The organism is Arthrobacter sp. SRS-W-1-2016, assembly GCF_002009585.1.
GTDB lineage: Bacteria > Actinomycetota > Actinomycetes > Actinomycetales > Micrococcaceae > Arthrobacter > Arthrobacter bambusae_A.
Genome location: NZ_MTPV01000035.1, coordinates 1 through 14,966 on the forward strand (window position 1 = coordinate 1; position 14,966 = coordinate 14,966).

The window sequence follows — 14,966 nt, forward strand, 5'->3', positions numbered from 1 at the left end:
CCTGGAACACCACCGGTGCCCTCCCGCCCGGGCTCCATCTCGAACCCACCACCGGCGCCATCACCGGAACCCCCAACACCTCCGGCACCACAAACCTCACCATCACCACCACCGACAGCTCCGGCACCACCGTCGCACTAAACGCGCAAATCCAAGTACAACCGGGACTTCCCGTTCCCTTGCTTGGCGTAACCACAATAAAGACGGCACTCGGAAACGGATTGGGGCCAACTTACGCCCTGACCGCCGATGGCGGGGTATGGGCCTGGGGTGACAATACATATGGAGAATTAGGCAATGGCACGACAACGACCTCATTTACGCCCGTTCCGGTCCAAGGGATAACTGGAATTCAGAGCATCGCGGCTGGGTACCAAAACGCATATGCTGTCAAGGGCGACGGGACAGTGTGGGCTTGGGGACGAAACATTTATGCCCAGTCCGGTTACCAAACACAGACGAATTCCAGCGTTCCGGTGCAAATCACCGGAGTTACTAACGCTCAGAGTGTCGTAGTAAATGACGCGGCCGCCGATAACTTCAGCGGTTCTCAGTTTTCCGTATACGTGCTCACCAAAGACGGAACAGTATTATCTTGGGGAAGAAATTGGGACGGGCAGCTCGGGGATGGCAGCTATGTTGATTCCAGTGCGCCCGTTCAGGTTCAAGGCCTGACAGGCGTCACGAGCCTTGCCGCCGGCGGCGGCTCAGATAATACCGGAACTGCATCTGTATTTGCCGTGAGGAACGACGGCACGGTGTGGGCCTGGGGCGACAATCAAAACGGGCAATTGGGCAACGGAACCACAAGCAGCTCTCCAATTCCGATCCAGATTCCGGGCCTCACTGGCGTCCAGTCCATCACGACCGATGAGCTTTCGCCGACATCCTATCCATCCTTTTCTGTCTACGCCCTCAAGAGCGATGGAACGCTCTTGAGCTGGGGGTCAAACCTGAATGGTGCGCTGGGCGACGGGACGACTGTCGAGGCGCATACCCCAACCCAAGTTCAGGGCATTAGCGGAATCACCCAGGTGGTAGCCGGAATGAAATCGGTATACGGATTGAAGAGTGACGGAACAATCTGGGCTTGGGGATATGACGGACACGGCCAACTCGGAAATGGCTCGCTTTCAGACTCCTACGTACCAATCAAAATTTCAAATATCTCAGGAGTTAACCAGATTTCCTGCAATTACGACTCGACCGCGTTCGCCGTCAAGTCGGATGGAACTGCCTGGGCCTGGGGAAACGCAGGAACGGAGCTTATCGGAAATGGTGCAATCTCCGACCAAACCACGCCAGCCCAAGTCGCCACGCTGTCAGGAGTTCAGTCCCTCACCGTTTCAGATGAAGAAGCATACGCTTTCATAAGCGACAAAACAGTTTCGATGTGGGGCATGGACTCTACGTCGATAGGTCAGTTGGTGCACTGATTCAAGTCCCGACTTGGCCGCCTTCCTTCATCGCGGTTTTGGTGACGCGCAGGCGCGACCGCCGGCTTTCAAAATGGATCTCTAAGAGAAGGCCTTCTCATCGACGACGACACCCCCAACGGGATACATCAAAGTTGCGCTTCGCAGATGAGCGTGGTTAGGGCCGTCTGAGGCCGAGAGCAGGAGCCTGTCTTGAGGCCGCTGCGGCGTGGTGCGGGAGGAGAGAGGTCAGGGCCTCTTTGAATTGGTGGCGACCAAGCTTCCAAATAAAAAAGAGACCCTGATATGCCCAATGCTACTTCCTGCCCGGGCGGTCGCTGGTGCGAGCGGGCAGACGCGCTTCTTGGTGTCGAAGGCATCCACGTCAGCTCTGTCACGGCCACCGGTTCCGGCGTGGTTCTGCACGTCGAAACAGCCGAAACTGTCAGCGGTTGTCCGGACTGCGGCGTCGTCGCGGTCGGCCACGGCCGCCGGCAGGTCCGGCTCCATGACACACCCTGTTTCGGGCGGCCGGTGCGGCTGCTGTGGGCCAAGCGTGTCTGGCGCTGCCCGGAACCTGACTGCCCCAGAACCACCTTCACCGAAGAACATGAGTTGGCCGGCCCCCGGGCGAAACTCACGGCCAGGGCCGTTGCGTGGGCGACCGACGGCCTGCAGCGTTTTGACGGCCTATCGATGGGCAAGCGCGGTAATGATCCCGACGATCACTAATGTCGCAAATCCTGACAACCACAAATAACCGAGAATAAGCCCCGCAAGTGCTAGGCCAGCGCCGCTTTCATGGGTCCGTTTGATTTGCGATCGGGCTATGTGTCCGAATGGTATGGAGAGCAAACCTCCGAGAACACCAAAAATCAGGGCGAGGATAGCGAACGTGTTGGTCCCCGACTTGGGGCCCATGCCGGGGGACGTTCCATATGCCAGGTCTGCAGTATAAACCGCCGTCCCATCTGAAGTCACACCCACCGGAACCGGAGCTCTGTCCAGAAACTCCTCAGCAGCTGCCAAGTCCCGATCCGTTTTCCGCTTGAGGAATCTAACTAACAGTGGTGCGCCAATGGCCCACACGACGACTCCTAGAAGAAGCCCGCTAATCCAATTCTGTAGGGCCAATCCGATTAGCAGGCCTAGGAGAACACTCCCAAGGCCCGTTCTAATCAACAATGGTGTGAAGTTTGATTTGTCCTGAAACGGGTTTCCCATGGCCCTCATAATAGAGGAAAGGAACGAATTGAAAGGGTTTGTTGCGTCACCAATTTTTAAACACGGCTCAGCTGTCATACGAGACCCACCGAGTCACCTTTTTGACACCTGTCTCCGCCCTTGCCCACCAGCTCGGCGTCTCCTGGCATACGGCCTGGGACGCCATCAAGGCAGAGGCTGCCCGGCGGATCGCAGCGGCGGCGGGCCACGCATCGGGACCTTCCATCCGGTAGAGGGCGTATCCCGCCCGAACGGAAGCCTCGACGCCCGGGCTCGGACGACGGGCGTTCGCTGCTCCGAGCCTGATTCCTTCGGGTCAGTAGGGCCAGTCACCCGTCGCCAGAGCAGGACACCCGCAACCGCAGCCGCGGCAGGACCGTGTTCCAGAGAATGATGGCCGCGGTGAGAAGATTCAGCCCACCGGCCCGGTAGCGCTGCTGCTCGAAGGACCGGTCGCGGATTTCGCCGAGCCTGTTGAAGAAGACGGCCTGGGCCGGGGTGTTGCGGACTTCAACTCGGAGAAAAGCTCTCGGGTTTGGACTTGCTCACTCCCCCGCACCCTTTGTCTCCGTCCGGGGAGACACGCTGCAGCAGGGCATTGTGGACCTGTTCAAGGGTGGTGGCGCGGACCTCGTTCGTGGCCAGTCTGCGTGCTGCCTCCGCGGCTTCCTTAGCGGCGGCCCGCTCAGCTTCCCGGGACTCCTCGAGCTGCTTGCCGATCGCGGCGAGCTGGCGCTCCTGTGCCGCCCGTTGGGCATCGAGCTGGGTGATCTCCTCGGCGTGGGCGGTTGCGGCAGCGTACCGGCCATCTCGACGTGCTTGAGGTGCCGTACATGGTTGCTGTGGTCGTGCGCCCGGCGCGCGGGGCACGGCGACGAGAGGCGGGCTTTTCGATCCAGGTGGAGTGGGATCAGCTCGACTCCCTTGTGCGTTGGGTCCCGTCAGTTCGTGTGCTCATGGATGCAGTTAAAGAGAGCCCTGCGGGGTAAGGTTTCGCCGCTGCAACCTTGCCATTAGCAATTCCTTTCCGGAATGACTCCCAAGTTGCTAGGTGACTTAGGAGGGGTTGTCACCTCATCATCAGGGACTGCCCCCTTGTTGACTCCTTCGCCTAAGGCGTTGGGTGACCGCAGCCCGGTATAGGATCACTGGCTAACGGGTGGTCGAAGAAAAGGTCGAACTGGCCACGAACGCTTCCTGAGCCGGTCCGCGCGTTCTACGGTTACCGTATGGCTCGAATGACACCGCAGGAAGCAACGGCCGTGAATATATTGCTGGGGTACTTCGCCGGCAGGCCCGAGCTACCACCGGCGGAAATTGTGCGTTCCCTCGAGATCCTGGCAAACCGGGCGCACAACCGCCTGCAGGGTGGCTGGGACGAGTTCGCGGTGCGTCGCCAATGGCCATACGCCTACGGAGAAGACGTCCAGGGGCAAGAAGGCGCGGACGAGCCTTCCGAAGACTGAACCTGGGAGTCAGGATCACCGCCGGATACTTCTCCTGGAACTGCACGATGCCATCCGGGAATGCGTCTCGTGTTACTACCGTCCGAAGTCCTTGCCGGCCTGGGTCCGGCCTCTGTGCTGCGGCGTGCGGGTGGTCGAGGCGGTGCGAACTGAGGCCACGGTCTCTCCGTCCACGAGCGGTCCGTCTGGCTTGGCACGGCCCTTCGTGGTTTCCAGCTTGGGGCCGGCGTCCTTGTCGGCCACGCGGTACACGACGTATTCGCTGACGCATCCGTAGTCGGCGGCCACGGCGGCGGCGTTGGCCGCGCAGATGGACTCCTGAGCATCGACTGTGGCGAAAAGCGATGCGGGGAAGGACTGTGGCACCCACCGGCCTCCCAGCTCGGCGTAACGGCCGAAGGCGATGCCGTTCTCGGACTCAAGGTAGCCGCGTTCCCAACGCCAGAGGGTGCGGGCCTCGCTGACCGGCCGGGTGGTCTCGACGTCGGCGACCTTCACGTCGTAGCCGGCGGCCTGCAGAGCGTCCAGCTGCGCGCAGGCGTTCTTCTCACCTGAGAGCGTGCCATCAATGATGATGTTGTCCCCCCGCTCAAGGGCGTCCCTGATGGCTTTCTTGGCCAGGATGGAGGATTCATTGTGGACCAGGGACGCCAACTCGCACGGGTAGAACTTTTCCCCTGCGGCTTCCAGCTGCCGCACCTCATCCGGAACCAGGTAGCTGTCATAGCTGCCGTCGGCAAGGGCCTTCACCAGCAGCTCGTCTTTGAAGTGATCGGGGTTGATGGACAGCCAGTGTTCCGGACCGGTCCGTGTCTGGGCGATGAGCGCATCCTGGGCGGTGGATTTCCCCGCTCCAGGGGCCCGGCAAGGACGATGGCCTTGCGGTTCCTGAGCACTTCCGGATGCGCTGCGACGAAGGCTGCAAGGATCTCGTTGTGCAGGGCGCGTCGTTCCTGGCGCGGCTGCTGCCGCTTGACGCTGAACCATTCCGGGTTCCGGGTTGTCGTGTACCGGGAGTGGGTCCTCAGCGGTCCTCCGTCAGCGCACAGGCGTTCCAGCTGGGCACGGTGCTCGGCGGCCTGATCGTCAGTAGTCACGCTCTACAGAGTAGTCACGGCACGTCCGGAGTGTCTTCGGCCGCGTCCAGAATGATGTCGTAGGCGTCCCCGTCGATCAGGCCCTTGTCGAGAGCCTCCCCTACCTCTTCGAAAGTTCCGGGAGGGTCCGGGGGAAGGATCGCCTTCCACTCCATGGACAGCTGTTCCGTGTGGTCCGGGGCTTTCACATAAGGCCACGCGGACAGCTGGCGGATCATCTCGCTGCGGTCAATGTCCCCGGCGGCGTAACGCTCCGCGATTTCGTAGGGGCTGGCTCCGCTGAACCCTTCCGGGATCGCCTTCACGCCCCTGGATTCAGCCTTCGTCAACGCCTGGCTGATCGCGGACTGGGTGATGTGCAGCGCACGGGCGATGTCGCGCTGCGGCAATCCCTGCTGCACCGCTTCCCGCAAGGCCCGCAAATAGTCCAGACGGCCCAGATCTTCACGGGCCAGGGCACGGCGTGCCAGGTCAAGTGCGTGGTCGGGGCTGGTAATTGTCATATCCAAACCTCCTATATTAGTAAGCTTATCAGGCTGACGTCCGGTCCTTCTGCTTGCGGATCGAATCCCGCAACTCGTCGCGCTCGGCCGGGAGACGGGCAGGCTCCGATTTGAAAATGGTCACCGCTCTTCTTCGTCAGCCACAGCACGAGCCTCCGATTTGTGAGCGCGGAACGCTGCTCGCTCACGCCGCCGGAAAACTAGCGGAAAGCGCCACATGGGCGGGCCATGTATGTATAACGGGCCATGTATGTATAAATAGCCACGCGGCACGACAATTCTCGTCCCTGGGCCCCAAAAAAGAACGTGTGCAAGGCACACATCCGCGTCATGCACGCATCCGGATCATGCACACGTCTGGCATCCAAGCAGTGACTCACGCCTGTCGACGGAAAGGTGACAGGCCGCCGGTAGTCATGTGGTCATGTGCCCGAACCCGTTGCTGACGATGAAGGGGTGTGAAGCAACGGCGTAACAGCATCACCATCTCATGCCCGGGGTGCGGTGCCTGCCCGCATTCCGTCGGTGTTCCTGGGGCATTGCGGTGACCATGTCCATTGCCCGGCTGTCTGCGGATGCCGGGGTGAAGTACCTGATGAAGACCACGGCCCATGGTGATGTGACCGTCCGCGATCTGACGGACTACTACACGAAATCCGGTAACCCGCCCGGGACCTGGCTGGGCAGCGGCATCGACGGCATCGGCCTGGCCCCCGGCACCGTCCTGACGGATGATTCGGCGAAGGCAGTCTTCGAAGGAGCACTGCATCCGATCACCGGTGAGCCGCTGGGCCACCGGCACGGGCAGCGGGCCACCGTCCCAGCCGGTTCGGGTAGGGAAACCGGAACATCCAAGCGTTACCCCGTTGCCGGGTTCGACTTGACGTTCAGCGTTCCGAAGTCGGTCTCGGTCCTGTGGGCGCTCAGCCCACAGGACGCCGGGGACCAGGTGTTGGCGGCGCATCACCGTGCCGTGCAGGACACCCTGGTCTGGCTCGAGTGCCGGGCCGTCGGCACCCGGACGGGCCGCAATGGCGTGGCGCACGTCGCGGTCCGCGGAGCCATCGCCGCCGCGTTTGATCATTGGGAATCCCGGGCCGGTGACCCGCAGCTGCACACCCACCTGGTCATCGCCAACCGCGTCCAACGAACGAGCGACGGGGCGTGGGCCACTCTCGATTCCCGGACCCTGTACAAGGCGGTGGTCGCGGCCAGTGAGCACTACAACGGACTGCTCTTCGACGAGCTGCGGCGCAGCCTGGGAACCGAGACCGAGCTGCGGGCACCGGCCTCGGTCGAACGCAACCCCAGCCGCGAGCTATCCGGGGTCGATGCCGGGCTGATCACGGAGTTCTCCGCCCGGGCACGGATCATCGAGCTGGAGAAGGACCGGCTGGTCCGGCTCTGGAATCTTGAACACGGGACCAATCCCTCCGACGCCACGGTCTTGAAGCTGCGGCAGCAGGCCACCCTGTCCACCCGGACGGCCAAGGACGCCCAACCCGTACCACTGACCGATCGGCTTACTTCCTGGCGTCGCCGGGCCGAACACCTTGGCTGCACGCCGGAACGCTTGATTGCCGGCACCGTCGAGCGGTCCGGCACCCGGCCCCTCACAGGTGCGGACCTGTCCCCGGAATGGCGGCAGGTCACCGGGCAGCTGGTCATGGACCTGGTCGCCCAAAAACGCGCCACCTGGAACCGGTGGAATCTGCTCGCCGAGGCCGAACGCGTCTGCGCCGGCATCCGGATGGCCAGCCCCGCCGAACGGACAGCGATGATCGAAGCCCTTGCCGACGCCGCCCAGACGTTCTCAGTCCCTCTCAACGACTACCGGTACATCGCACCTGACAATGCCCGGGCTGATCTCGCCGCCGACGGGCACACGGTTTTCGACCCGGTCACCGACCGGGTCTTCACCAACGCCCGCATCCTGGCCGACGAGGAGACCATCATGGCCGCCAGCCACGCCACCGACGCGCCCGGCTTGGAGCCCTGGGACGCCGTCGACGCCGTCACCGCCACGCAGGGCAGTGGAGGGTCCGTCCTGTTCGCGGACCAGCAGGACGCCGCCATCCGGATCCTGAGCAGCCGGCGCCGTCTGGACGCGCTCACGGGCCCGGCCGGCGCAGGGAAGACCGCCACCATGAAAGCCGTCAGCGACGGGTGGCAACAGGTCCACGGCCCCGGCAGCGTAGTCGCCCTCGCCCCGGCCGCCGTGTCCGCCGACGTCCTCGGCGACGCGTTGGGACTCGAAGCGGAAAACGTGACGAAATGGCTCTACGAATCCAACGGCCCCGGAGCAGCCAACCGCGCCCGACGCTACCTCCTCGCCGAACACGCCCTGGAACACCCCCTGGCCACCGGCCCGACCCAGAAGCGGCGGCAGCAGCAGGCGGCACAGATCCTCGCCACCCTTAGCGCCGAACAATCCCGCTGGCAGCTCCAGCCCGGCCAACTCGTCATCATCGACGAAGCGTCCATGGTCCCCACCTACCAGCTCGCCGCCCTCACCGCGATGGCGTCCGCCGCCGGGGCGAAACTCGTGCTCGTCGGGGACCCCGCCCAGCTGGACTCCATCGACGCCGGCGGGATGCTCGGCTGGCTCGACCGCACCGGCCGGGCAGTGCGGCTGACCTCCCTGCACCGCTTCACCCACGCCTGGGAAAGCGCCGCCTCGCTCCAGCTGCGGGCCGGGAACAGGGACGGGGTCCTGGAGTACCAGCGACACGGCCGGATCCAGGCGGGAAACGACCACCGGATGATCGAGGCCGCCTACGCGGGATGGGCCGACGACGAGAAAACAGGGCTGGCCTCCATCCTCATCGCCCCGGACAATGACACCGTCACCGTCCTCAACCGCCGCGCCCAGGAAGACCGGGCCGCCACCGGATCCGTTGACACCCGGCACACCGTGCCCCTGTCCGACGGCCTCACGGCCGGGTGCGGGGATGTGATCCTTGCCCGGCACAACGACCGACGAATCAGGGACAGCCTGGGCGGGTTCATCCGCAACGGCACCCTCCTGACCATCACCGCACCCCCCAGCAAAGCCGGCACCGTGCCCTGCGTCAGAAAAGACACCGGCGCCACCATCAACCTTGACCGGAGCTACCTGTCCGGGTTTACGGAATTGGGGTACGCGACCACAGCCCACCGCTCACAGGGAATCACCGTCGACACCGGCCACACCGTCGTCACCGAAGGAAGACTCACCCGCGAACTGTTCTACGTCGGCATGACCCGCGGCCGGACCACCAACACCGCCTACATCGTCGAACCCGATACCGACGCGGAGGAACTGATTGATCCGACAGCTCTGCCTGGCTGGCCGGAGATCCTCGGCCAGGTCCTGGCTACCGAAGGCGCCGAACACACCGCACACGAAACCCGGCACGAACTCCAGGACAGCACAGACACCCTCCACCAGCTCGCCGCCGAGCACGACTATCTCACCCAACTCGCCGCTGACGAGGACCTCGCGGATTTCCTCACCAGCAACTTCCCCGGCTCGGCCGTGGATCTGCGGCGCTCCCCGGCATGGGGGCCCGCCGTCGCCGCCTGGAAGCGTCTGGCAGCACATGACCGGAACCTGGCAGAGCACGAAGTGCTCAACGCAATGACGCCCCGCGGCGAAGTCCGCGACCTGACGGCCATCATCCACAACCGGCTACGCACCGCCGCCAACCTCCACGAAGCACCCGAAGGGCTCGTCCGGTGCCCCGGCAACCGTCCCGACCTGAGTAACCTTGTTACCCAGGTCGAAGAGCGCCTCCGCAACCGCGCCAAACTCGTGGCCGCACGCATCCCCGCCAGCCAGGAACCATGGGTGCAGGCCCTGACCTCACAACTCCAGAACATCCCGGCCCCGGACCGGCGACGGCGTGCGCTCCAGGAAATCCTTATCTACCGGGACCGCTGGGCGATCACCGACAACACCACTCCGCTCGGAGCCCCTGCGAGCCGGGACGAGCCTGACATGCAAAACCAACGTCAACGGCTCCAGACGAAGCTCTCCCCTGCTACCCAGACCCGCACCAGCCCCGCGACGGCAATGGTGGACCCCTATCCGCAGTCCCCCTCGACGCGGGACATGGGACTTCGGATCTAGAGCTAGAAGTCGCACCTCCCACCGCTGGCCGAAGGTTCCGACCGCTCAGAAAGTGGAATCCTTTCGATAACGAGAAGCGAAGGAATCTCACGTCAGCGGAAATGACCGTGCTCAGAGTCGATGCTTTGGAGCCCGCAGGTCGCATCCCATTTGATGCCTCTTACAAAAGCCTAAGTGGACGGCACGCACAAGATATCGGGGCGCGCTCCCCCGCAACTGCATCTCTTGGCGAAGACCTTCCCGTTTCAACGTGATCCGTCGGTTTGGAAGCGGGTTCAACGTGATCCGTCGGTTTGGAAGCGGGGCGATTCAGCGCCGCTGGTCCTCCAACGGATACATCAAAGGCCGTGGGCACTTTTTGGGCACATTTTGGGCACATCCGATGTAAAAACGGGTGATTTGAGGTAACCAAAATCCTTGAATTCTAGGGCTTTTTCATGCCCTGATTGGGGCTGAAAAGGGTTCAAATCCCACCGTCACCGCCAATGAAAACCCCCGGAATTCCGGGGGTTTTCTGCATTCTTGGGGCGTGGTGGTGCAGATTCCGCCAACTAAGCTATCCCCGCTCTCCGAGCAGGGAGATCGCTTTCGTGATTCCGACGAACGCAGCCTCCGTGGCGAGGCAGTGATAGTTGAGGCATCGGTAAGTGGGCGGCCTAGAATCGTCGCATGGGTCTCCTAACCTTCAGCATCAACGTCACCCTGGATGGTTGCGTCGACCACCAGGAAGGCATCGCCGACGACGAGACGCACGCCTACTTCACCCGCCTCATGGACGAGGGGGGTGCAATGCTCTGGGGCCGCACCACCTACGAGATGATGGAGAGCTACTGGCCGGCGGTCGCCCGCGGCGAGGAGGACGCGCCGCCTGCGATGCGCGAGTGGGCGCTCAAACTGGAGGCCAAGCCGAAGTACGTTGTGTCGTCGACGCGAAGCGACTTCCCGTGGACCAACAGCCACCACGTGGTCGGCGACCTGCGCACGGCGGTGCAGGATCTCAAGGATGCGACTCCCGGCGGGGTGCTCGTCGGCAGCGGCAAACTTGCGACAGCGCTGGACCAGCTGGATCTGATCGACGAGTACAAGTTCCTTGTCCATCCCAGGATTGCCGGCCACGGCCCCACCCTGTACCAGGGCGGACTGCCTAGCACCCGGCGCCTCGATCTTATCTCGGCGGAGCCGCTCAGCAACGGCGCGGTCGCCTTGCACTATCGACGGGCTGATTGACGGTGGCTGTCCGTCGCGGGTGAGCTTCGGCTGAAACGAGTCTCGTTCGGGCTACTTCGTCTCGTTCGGATGACTGGTGTGCTCCTGCTCGAGAAAGACCGTGCGCTCGTTAATGTAGAACCAGATGCGGGCCGCGCCCTTCGCCGTCGGCTTGTGCTGCCAGCGCTCGTAGGTCGCGCCACCTCGCTCGATGATGCCGAGTTCGCCCTTCAGCCGGTAGTTCGTCGGCGTCGTCGCCAACGGCGTCCGGGTGAGGAAATCCCAGGTCTCCGTCATGCGATTTGCGGATCGTTGCGACGAGATCCCGCCACCCCTTCTGCGCGTCGGCGGTGGCGAGGCGGATCTCGTACTCAATCTTTTTCGGTGGACGCGGGACCAGCCCGCCTTTCTTGGCCGCGGCCACAGTTACGGCCGCTCCACAAGCCAGTCATCCACAAGCCACTCGAGGTCGGCGCTGCCGAGCCCGGCGGCTACGGCCGTGGCCGTCTCTTTCCAACTGGTCCGCTCGGCAATGGCGAGGTGCGGCTGGTTGGTTGAGAAAGACGCACGCGCAGCATCGACGAGGTCCTATGCACAGGACTCCCTATCGACTGGCGAGAGGGCGAGCATCCAGGGGAAAGCCTTCGACATGCGCTCGGCAAGCGAGCCGAGATCATCGAGAGTGACGGTGATGAGCTGCGCCGCGAAGTTCATCACGAGGGAGCGCCCCTCGGCTTCACGCTGCGACATCAGAACCAGCGTCTCGCCGTCGCGCCGGGTCACCGTCACGGGATGGTCCTCGGCCTCGGCGAAAACCTCGGCGGAGTGCTTGCTCAGGTCAGATGAGCGTCGGGTTGCCACGGGACATCACCGTCAGCGCGCCCATTGTTTCGGACGAGACCCGGGGACGAAGTAGAGTCGCTTGACGCCCTCGAATCTACTCGTCTGGATTCGAGCAGAGGGTCACACCCAAGAAGGTCACCAATCAGCCTTGCAGCGCTCGCTCTCGTGGCGGCCTGGCCCCTCGGCTTCCTGAGCTGCGCGGTGGTCGAACAGCCAGCCCAGCGGATCCGGCACGCCCTCATGAGCCGCCTGGCCCTCCGGGCAGCCAGCTAAACCAATGCGATTAAACGCTTGATCAACGATACTTCAACAGCTATCGTTGCCGTGATTAAGCGTTTAATCAAGAGTCCTTAGCTCCACCACGAACTCCCCGTCTGCTCAACAACGCCGTGTGCAGAGGCTCGATGCAGAGCTATCGGCGGTCGAGTAGTCCTGACCGAAACCCGGAGATTTTATGGCCCACTCAGCAAGGAGGCTGTCGAAGAGGGCGAGCATGCTCGCCCTCTTCGCCGCGCTCACGATGTTTTTCACGACCACCATCGTTACCGGGGACATCCCCGGAGCAGGAGCCGTCGGCAGCGCGGCCGCACCGCCAATGCGCGCCGTTTACCACATGACTCCCCCGTCGGGATGGCTGAGCGACCCCCAGCGGCCCATCTATCTCAACGGCAAGTACAACCTGTATTACCTTCACAGCAACCAGGACAACGGCCCCGGCGGGTGGCGACATGCGACGTCGTCGGACACTGTGTTGTTCAACGACCAAGGCGACGCCCTCCCGCTCCAAAGCAACTTCCCCGTATGGACCGGCTCCTCGGTGATCGACACGAACAACACCGCGGGCTTCGGGGCCGGCGCCGTCGTCGCGCTCGCCACGCAGCCCACCGACGGCGACGCGTTCCAGCAATCTCAATACCTCTGGTATTCGACCGACGGCGGGACAACCTTCACGCAGTACGGAGCACCGGTCATCGCCAACCCGGACGCCTCCGATTGGTTCCGCGACCCGAAGATCGTTTGGGACTCGGCGCACTCTACGTGGGTAGCAGCGATCGGCCGCCAGCAGAAGATCACGTTCTACACCTCGCCGGACCTCAAGACCTGGACGCACCAGACGGACTTCAGTTACACCGCCCCGAACATCGGCGGCGTTGAGTGCCCGGACATCTTCCAGATGAAGGCCAACGACGGTTCTTGGCATTGGATCATGGCCGGGAGCATGCAGGGCGACTACAGCGGCAAGCCGGACACGTACGCCTACTGGACCGGCACGTGGAACGGCTCGGCGTTCGTCGCAGACCAGACGGACCCGCAGTGGCTCGACTGGGGCTCGGACTGGTACGCCTCGGTGACCTGGCCGGACGCCGCGAATCCCGACACTTCCCGATACGCGATCGGCTGGATGAACAACTGGCACTACGCGCCGCACACCGTTCCGACTGACTCCACCGACAACTACAACGGCCAGATGTCCGTGGTGCGCCAGCTCAGCCTCAAGTCCGAGGGCAGCGGCGTCTACAGCCTTCTATCCCAGCCGACGCCGAATCTGGCCAACTACGCCACCAAAACCGTGAAGCCCGCCAACGCCACCGTCAATGGACGGACAACCCTCGACTACCACGGCTCGGCCTACGAACTCGACGCGGACGTCAGTTGGACCACCCTGAACAACGTCGGTATCTCCATTGGCGAGAACAAGGATGCCAGCCGGCACACGAACATCGGCGTCTACGGGGGCAACCTCTACGTCGATCGCTCGGCGCAAGACCAGGTGCCGTACTCCTTCGGTACCTACCAACAGTCCCAGGCTCCGCTTGCCTCGGGCACGACCTCCGTACACCTCCGAATCCTCGTGGACCACGGCAGCGTGGAGGTCTTCGCCGACGACGGGCGGATCGCACTCTCGAACCAGGACTTCTTCACGTCGTCGGACACAGGGATCTCCCTCTACACAATCGGCGGTAGCGCCAACTTCGCCAACCTCTCGATCACGGAATACGCCAACATCACCGAACAGGCGAATCCCGCGGCGCCGTACACGGACTTCGAAGGCAGCACCTACGGTTCATGGACGACGGCGGGCGCGGCCTTCGGATCCGGGCCCGCCACCGGGGCTCTCCCCAACCAGCAGCCCGTCACGGGCTACCTTGGGAATAAGCTTGCCAACAGTTTCAACGGTGGCGATGCGTCGACCGGAACGCTGACCTCGCCGTCGTTCACCATCGGCCACTCCTACGTCAACTTCCTCGCAGGAGGCGGGAACAACCCAAGGCCCTCGGACGTCTTCGCCGACTTCGAGGGCGCGACGTGGGGCGCCGGCTGGACGCCGTCGGGCAGTTACGTTGGCCAAGGCCCGACGGCGGAATCCCTCCCCAACCAGCTCGGTTCCAAGGTCCTCGATACGTACGTCGGAGGAGGTGATGCCTCCACGGGCGCGATCACGTCGCCGACGTTCACGATCACACGGGACTACATCGACTTCCTCATCGCGGGCGGAAACCACCCCTGGGGCCAGTCCGGCGCCGCGGCGGTGAACCTTCTCGTCAACGGGCAGGTAGTCCGCACGGCAACGGGCCAGAACTCATCGACGATGTCGAACGTGAACTGGGACGTCCACACGCTCGTGGGGCAGAAGGCCCAAATCCAGGTCATCGACCACGCAACCGGGTCCTGGGGCCACATCATGGTGGACCAGATCGTGTTCAGCAGCGTGCCGAACGCGGTTGGAGGCGAACCGGACAATCAGACCACGGTGAATCTCGTCGTCAACGGGCAAGTCGTTCGCACCGCGACGGGCCAGAACAGCGAGCGCCTCGCGTGGACGTCCTGGAACGTCTCCGACCTCATTGGCCAGAGCGCCCAGCTCCAAGTGGTCGATAACGGCACGGGTAGCTGGGGCCATATCCTGCTCGACCAAGTCACCTTCGAAGACATCCCGGCCGCCTGAGTCGAAGAGCCGCTCGGCCTGTCCGTCCTGACCTTGTTTGCCATGCGAAAGCCCTGAGATGACACGACTCGCCGTGTCGCAAGCGCTTTCCGAAACGAAAGAAGGTCAGGACGGCGCGCCGCCCTCCTGTGAGAACTGCGGGAGGGCGGCGAGT

At 63.3% G+C, this 14,966-nt stretch carries 14 protein-coding genes and 1 pseudogene; 7 read left to right on the top strand and 8 right to left on the bottom strand.

Annotated features, from left to right (window positions below):
• Together BMF89_RS08345 and BMF89_RS08350 are read left to right on the top strand one after the other, a co-directional pair.
• A partial coding sequence (locus BMF89_RS08345; RefSeq protein ID WP_171983436.1) for a putative Ig domain-containing protein occupies window positions 1–1,436 on the top strand: 1,436 nt, incomplete at its 5' end.
• 285 nt (window positions 1,437–1,721) lie between these two features.
• Window positions 1,722–2,147, top strand: coding sequence for a transposase family protein (locus tag BMF89_RS08350; RefSeq protein ID WP_078106632.1), 426 nt, complete (start codon window positions 1,722–1,724; stop codon window positions 2,145–2,147).
• On the opposite strand, the gene BMF89_RS22765 is transcribed toward BMF89_RS08350, so the two are convergent.
• Window positions 2,106–2,717 carry a DUF4190 domain-containing protein gene (locus BMF89_RS22765; protein WP_216353803.1) on the bottom strand — a complete coding sequence of 204 codons (612 nt, stop codon included), beginning with the start codon at window positions 2,715–2,717 and terminating at the stop codon, window positions 2,106–2,108. The genes BMF89_RS08350 and BMF89_RS22765 overlap by 42 nt on opposite strands.
• A gap of 23 nt (window positions 2,718–2,740) precedes the next feature.
• Between BMF89_RS22765 and BMF89_RS22610 the strand changes: the two genes are divergently transcribed.
• Entirely contained in the window at window positions 2,741–2,872 is a 132-nt protein-coding gene (locus BMF89_RS22610) for a hypothetical protein (protein ID WP_290439672.1), read from the top strand.
• A 96-nt stretch (window positions 2,873–2,968) separates the two neighbouring features.
• Here BMF89_RS22610 and BMF89_RS22770 read toward each other — a convergent pair whose 3' ends face one another.
• Both BMF89_RS22770 and BMF89_RS08365 read right to left on the bottom strand, forming a co-directional pair.
• On the bottom strand, window positions 2,969–3,100 hold the full coding sequence (locus BMF89_RS22770) for a Tn3 family transposase (RefSeq protein ID WP_366214767.1): 132 nt from the start codon (window positions 3,098–3,100) through the stop codon (window positions 2,969–2,971).
• A gap of 49 nt (window positions 3,101–3,149) precedes the next feature.
• Window positions 3,150–3,509, bottom strand: coding sequence for a hypothetical protein (locus BMF89_RS08365; protein ID WP_078106633.1), 360 nt, complete (start codon window positions 3,507–3,509; stop codon window positions 3,150–3,152).
• 359 nt (window positions 3,510–3,868) lie between these two features.
• Here BMF89_RS08365 and BMF89_RS08370 point away from each other — a divergent pair, with 359 nt between their 5' ends.
• Entirely contained in the window at window positions 3,869–4,105 is a 237-nt protein-coding gene (locus BMF89_RS08370; protein ID WP_139359604.1) for a hypothetical protein, read from the top strand.
• Window positions 4,106–4,180: 75 nt separating this feature from the next.
• Here the strand turns inward: BMF89_RS08370 and BMF89_RS08375 are convergent, their stop codons facing one another.
• Genes BMF89_RS08375 through BMF89_RS08380 form a run of 3 tightly spaced genes read right to left on the bottom strand, consistent with a single transcriptional unit; the run spans window position 4,181 to window position 5,705 of the window.
• Complete coding sequence (locus tag BMF89_RS08375) at window positions 4,181–4,855, bottom strand: zeta toxin family protein (RefSeq protein ID WP_366214764.1); 675 nt, start codon at window positions 4,853–4,855, stop codon at window positions 4,181–4,183.
• The gene (locus tag BMF89_RS22405; protein ID WP_253190763.1) at window positions 4,852–5,202 is read right to left on the bottom strand and encodes a hypothetical protein; all 351 of its coding nucleotides are present in this window, start codon (window positions 5,200–5,202) and stop codon (window positions 4,852–4,854) included. The genes BMF89_RS08375 and BMF89_RS22405 overlap by 4 nt, the downstream gene beginning before the upstream one ends.
• A 14-nt stretch (window positions 5,203–5,216) precedes the next feature.
• Entirely contained in the window at window positions 5,217–5,705 is a 489-nt protein-coding gene (locus BMF89_RS08380) for a MarR family transcriptional regulator (protein ID WP_078106636.1), read from the bottom strand.
• 550 nt (window positions 5,706–6,255) lie between these two features.
• On the opposite strand from BMF89_RS08380, the gene mobF reads away from it, so the two are divergent.
• A complete protein-coding gene (gene mobF / locus BMF89_RS08385; protein WP_253190761.1) occupies window positions 6,256–9,816 on the top strand; it encodes a MobF family relaxase in 3,561 nt (1,186 codons plus the stop codon).
• Between the two features lie 669 nt (window positions 9,817–10,485).
• Window positions 10,486–11,043 (top strand): dihydrofolate reductase family protein, encoded by a 558-nt coding sequence (locus tag BMF89_RS08390; protein ID WP_078106638.1) that lies wholly within the window; start codon window positions 10,486–10,488, stop codon window positions 11,041–11,043.
• A 51-nt stretch (window positions 11,044–11,094) separates the two neighbouring features.
• On the opposite strand, the gene BMF89_RS08395 is transcribed toward BMF89_RS08390, so the two are convergent.
• Window positions 11,095–11,319, bottom strand: a complete 225-nt coding sequence (locus BMF89_RS08395) for a hypothetical protein (RefSeq protein WP_253190758.1) — start codon at window positions 11,317–11,319, stop codon at window positions 11,095–11,097.
• A gap of 129 nt (window positions 11,320–11,448) precedes the next feature.
• Window positions 11,449–11,883: pseudogene (locus tag BMF89_RS08400) on the bottom strand (prevent-host-death protein).
• A 475-nt stretch (window positions 11,884–12,358) separates the two neighbouring features.
• On the opposite strand from BMF89_RS08400, the gene BMF89_RS08405 reads away from it, so the two are divergent.
• Window positions 12,359–14,812, top strand: coding sequence for a glycoside hydrolase family 32 protein (locus BMF89_RS08405; RefSeq protein WP_139359605.1), 2,454 nt, complete (start codon window positions 12,359–12,361; stop codon window positions 14,810–14,812).
• The last annotated feature ends 154 nt before the right edge of the window (window positions 14,813–14,966 follow it).

Bases quoted from the DNA above. Each gene is read 5' to 3' on its own strand.
- BMF89_RS08380 (WP_078106636.1), bottom strand. From the start codon at position 5,705: ATGACAATTACCAGCCCCGACCACGCACTTGACCTGGCACGCCGTGCC.
- BMF89_RS08405 (WP_139359605.1), top strand. From the start codon at position 12,359: ATGCTCGCCCTCTTCGCCGCGCTCACGATGTTTTTCACGACCACCATC.
- BMF89_RS08390 (WP_078106638.1), top strand. From the start codon at position 10,486: ATGGGTCTCCTAACCTTCAGCATCAACGTCACCCTGGATGGTTGCGTC.
- mobF (WP_253190761.1), top strand. From the start codon at position 6,256: ATGTCCATTGCCCGGCTGTCTGCGGATGCCGGGGTGAAGTACCTGATG.
- BMF89_RS08370 (WP_139359604.1), top strand. From the start codon at position 3,869: ATGGCTCGAATGACACCGCAGGAAGCAACGGCCGTGAATATATTGCTG.
- BMF89_RS08395 (WP_253190758.1), bottom strand. From the start codon at position 11,319: ATGACGGAGACCTGGGATTTCCTCACCCGGACGCCGTTGGCGACGACG.
- BMF89_RS22765 (WP_216353803.1), bottom strand. From the start codon at position 2,717: ATGACAGCTGAGCCGTGTTTAAAAATTGGTGACGCAACAAACCCTTTC.
- BMF89_RS08350 (WP_078106632.1), top strand. From the start codon at position 1,722: ATGCCCAATGCTACTTCCTGCCCGGGCGGTCGCTGGTGCGAGCGGGCA.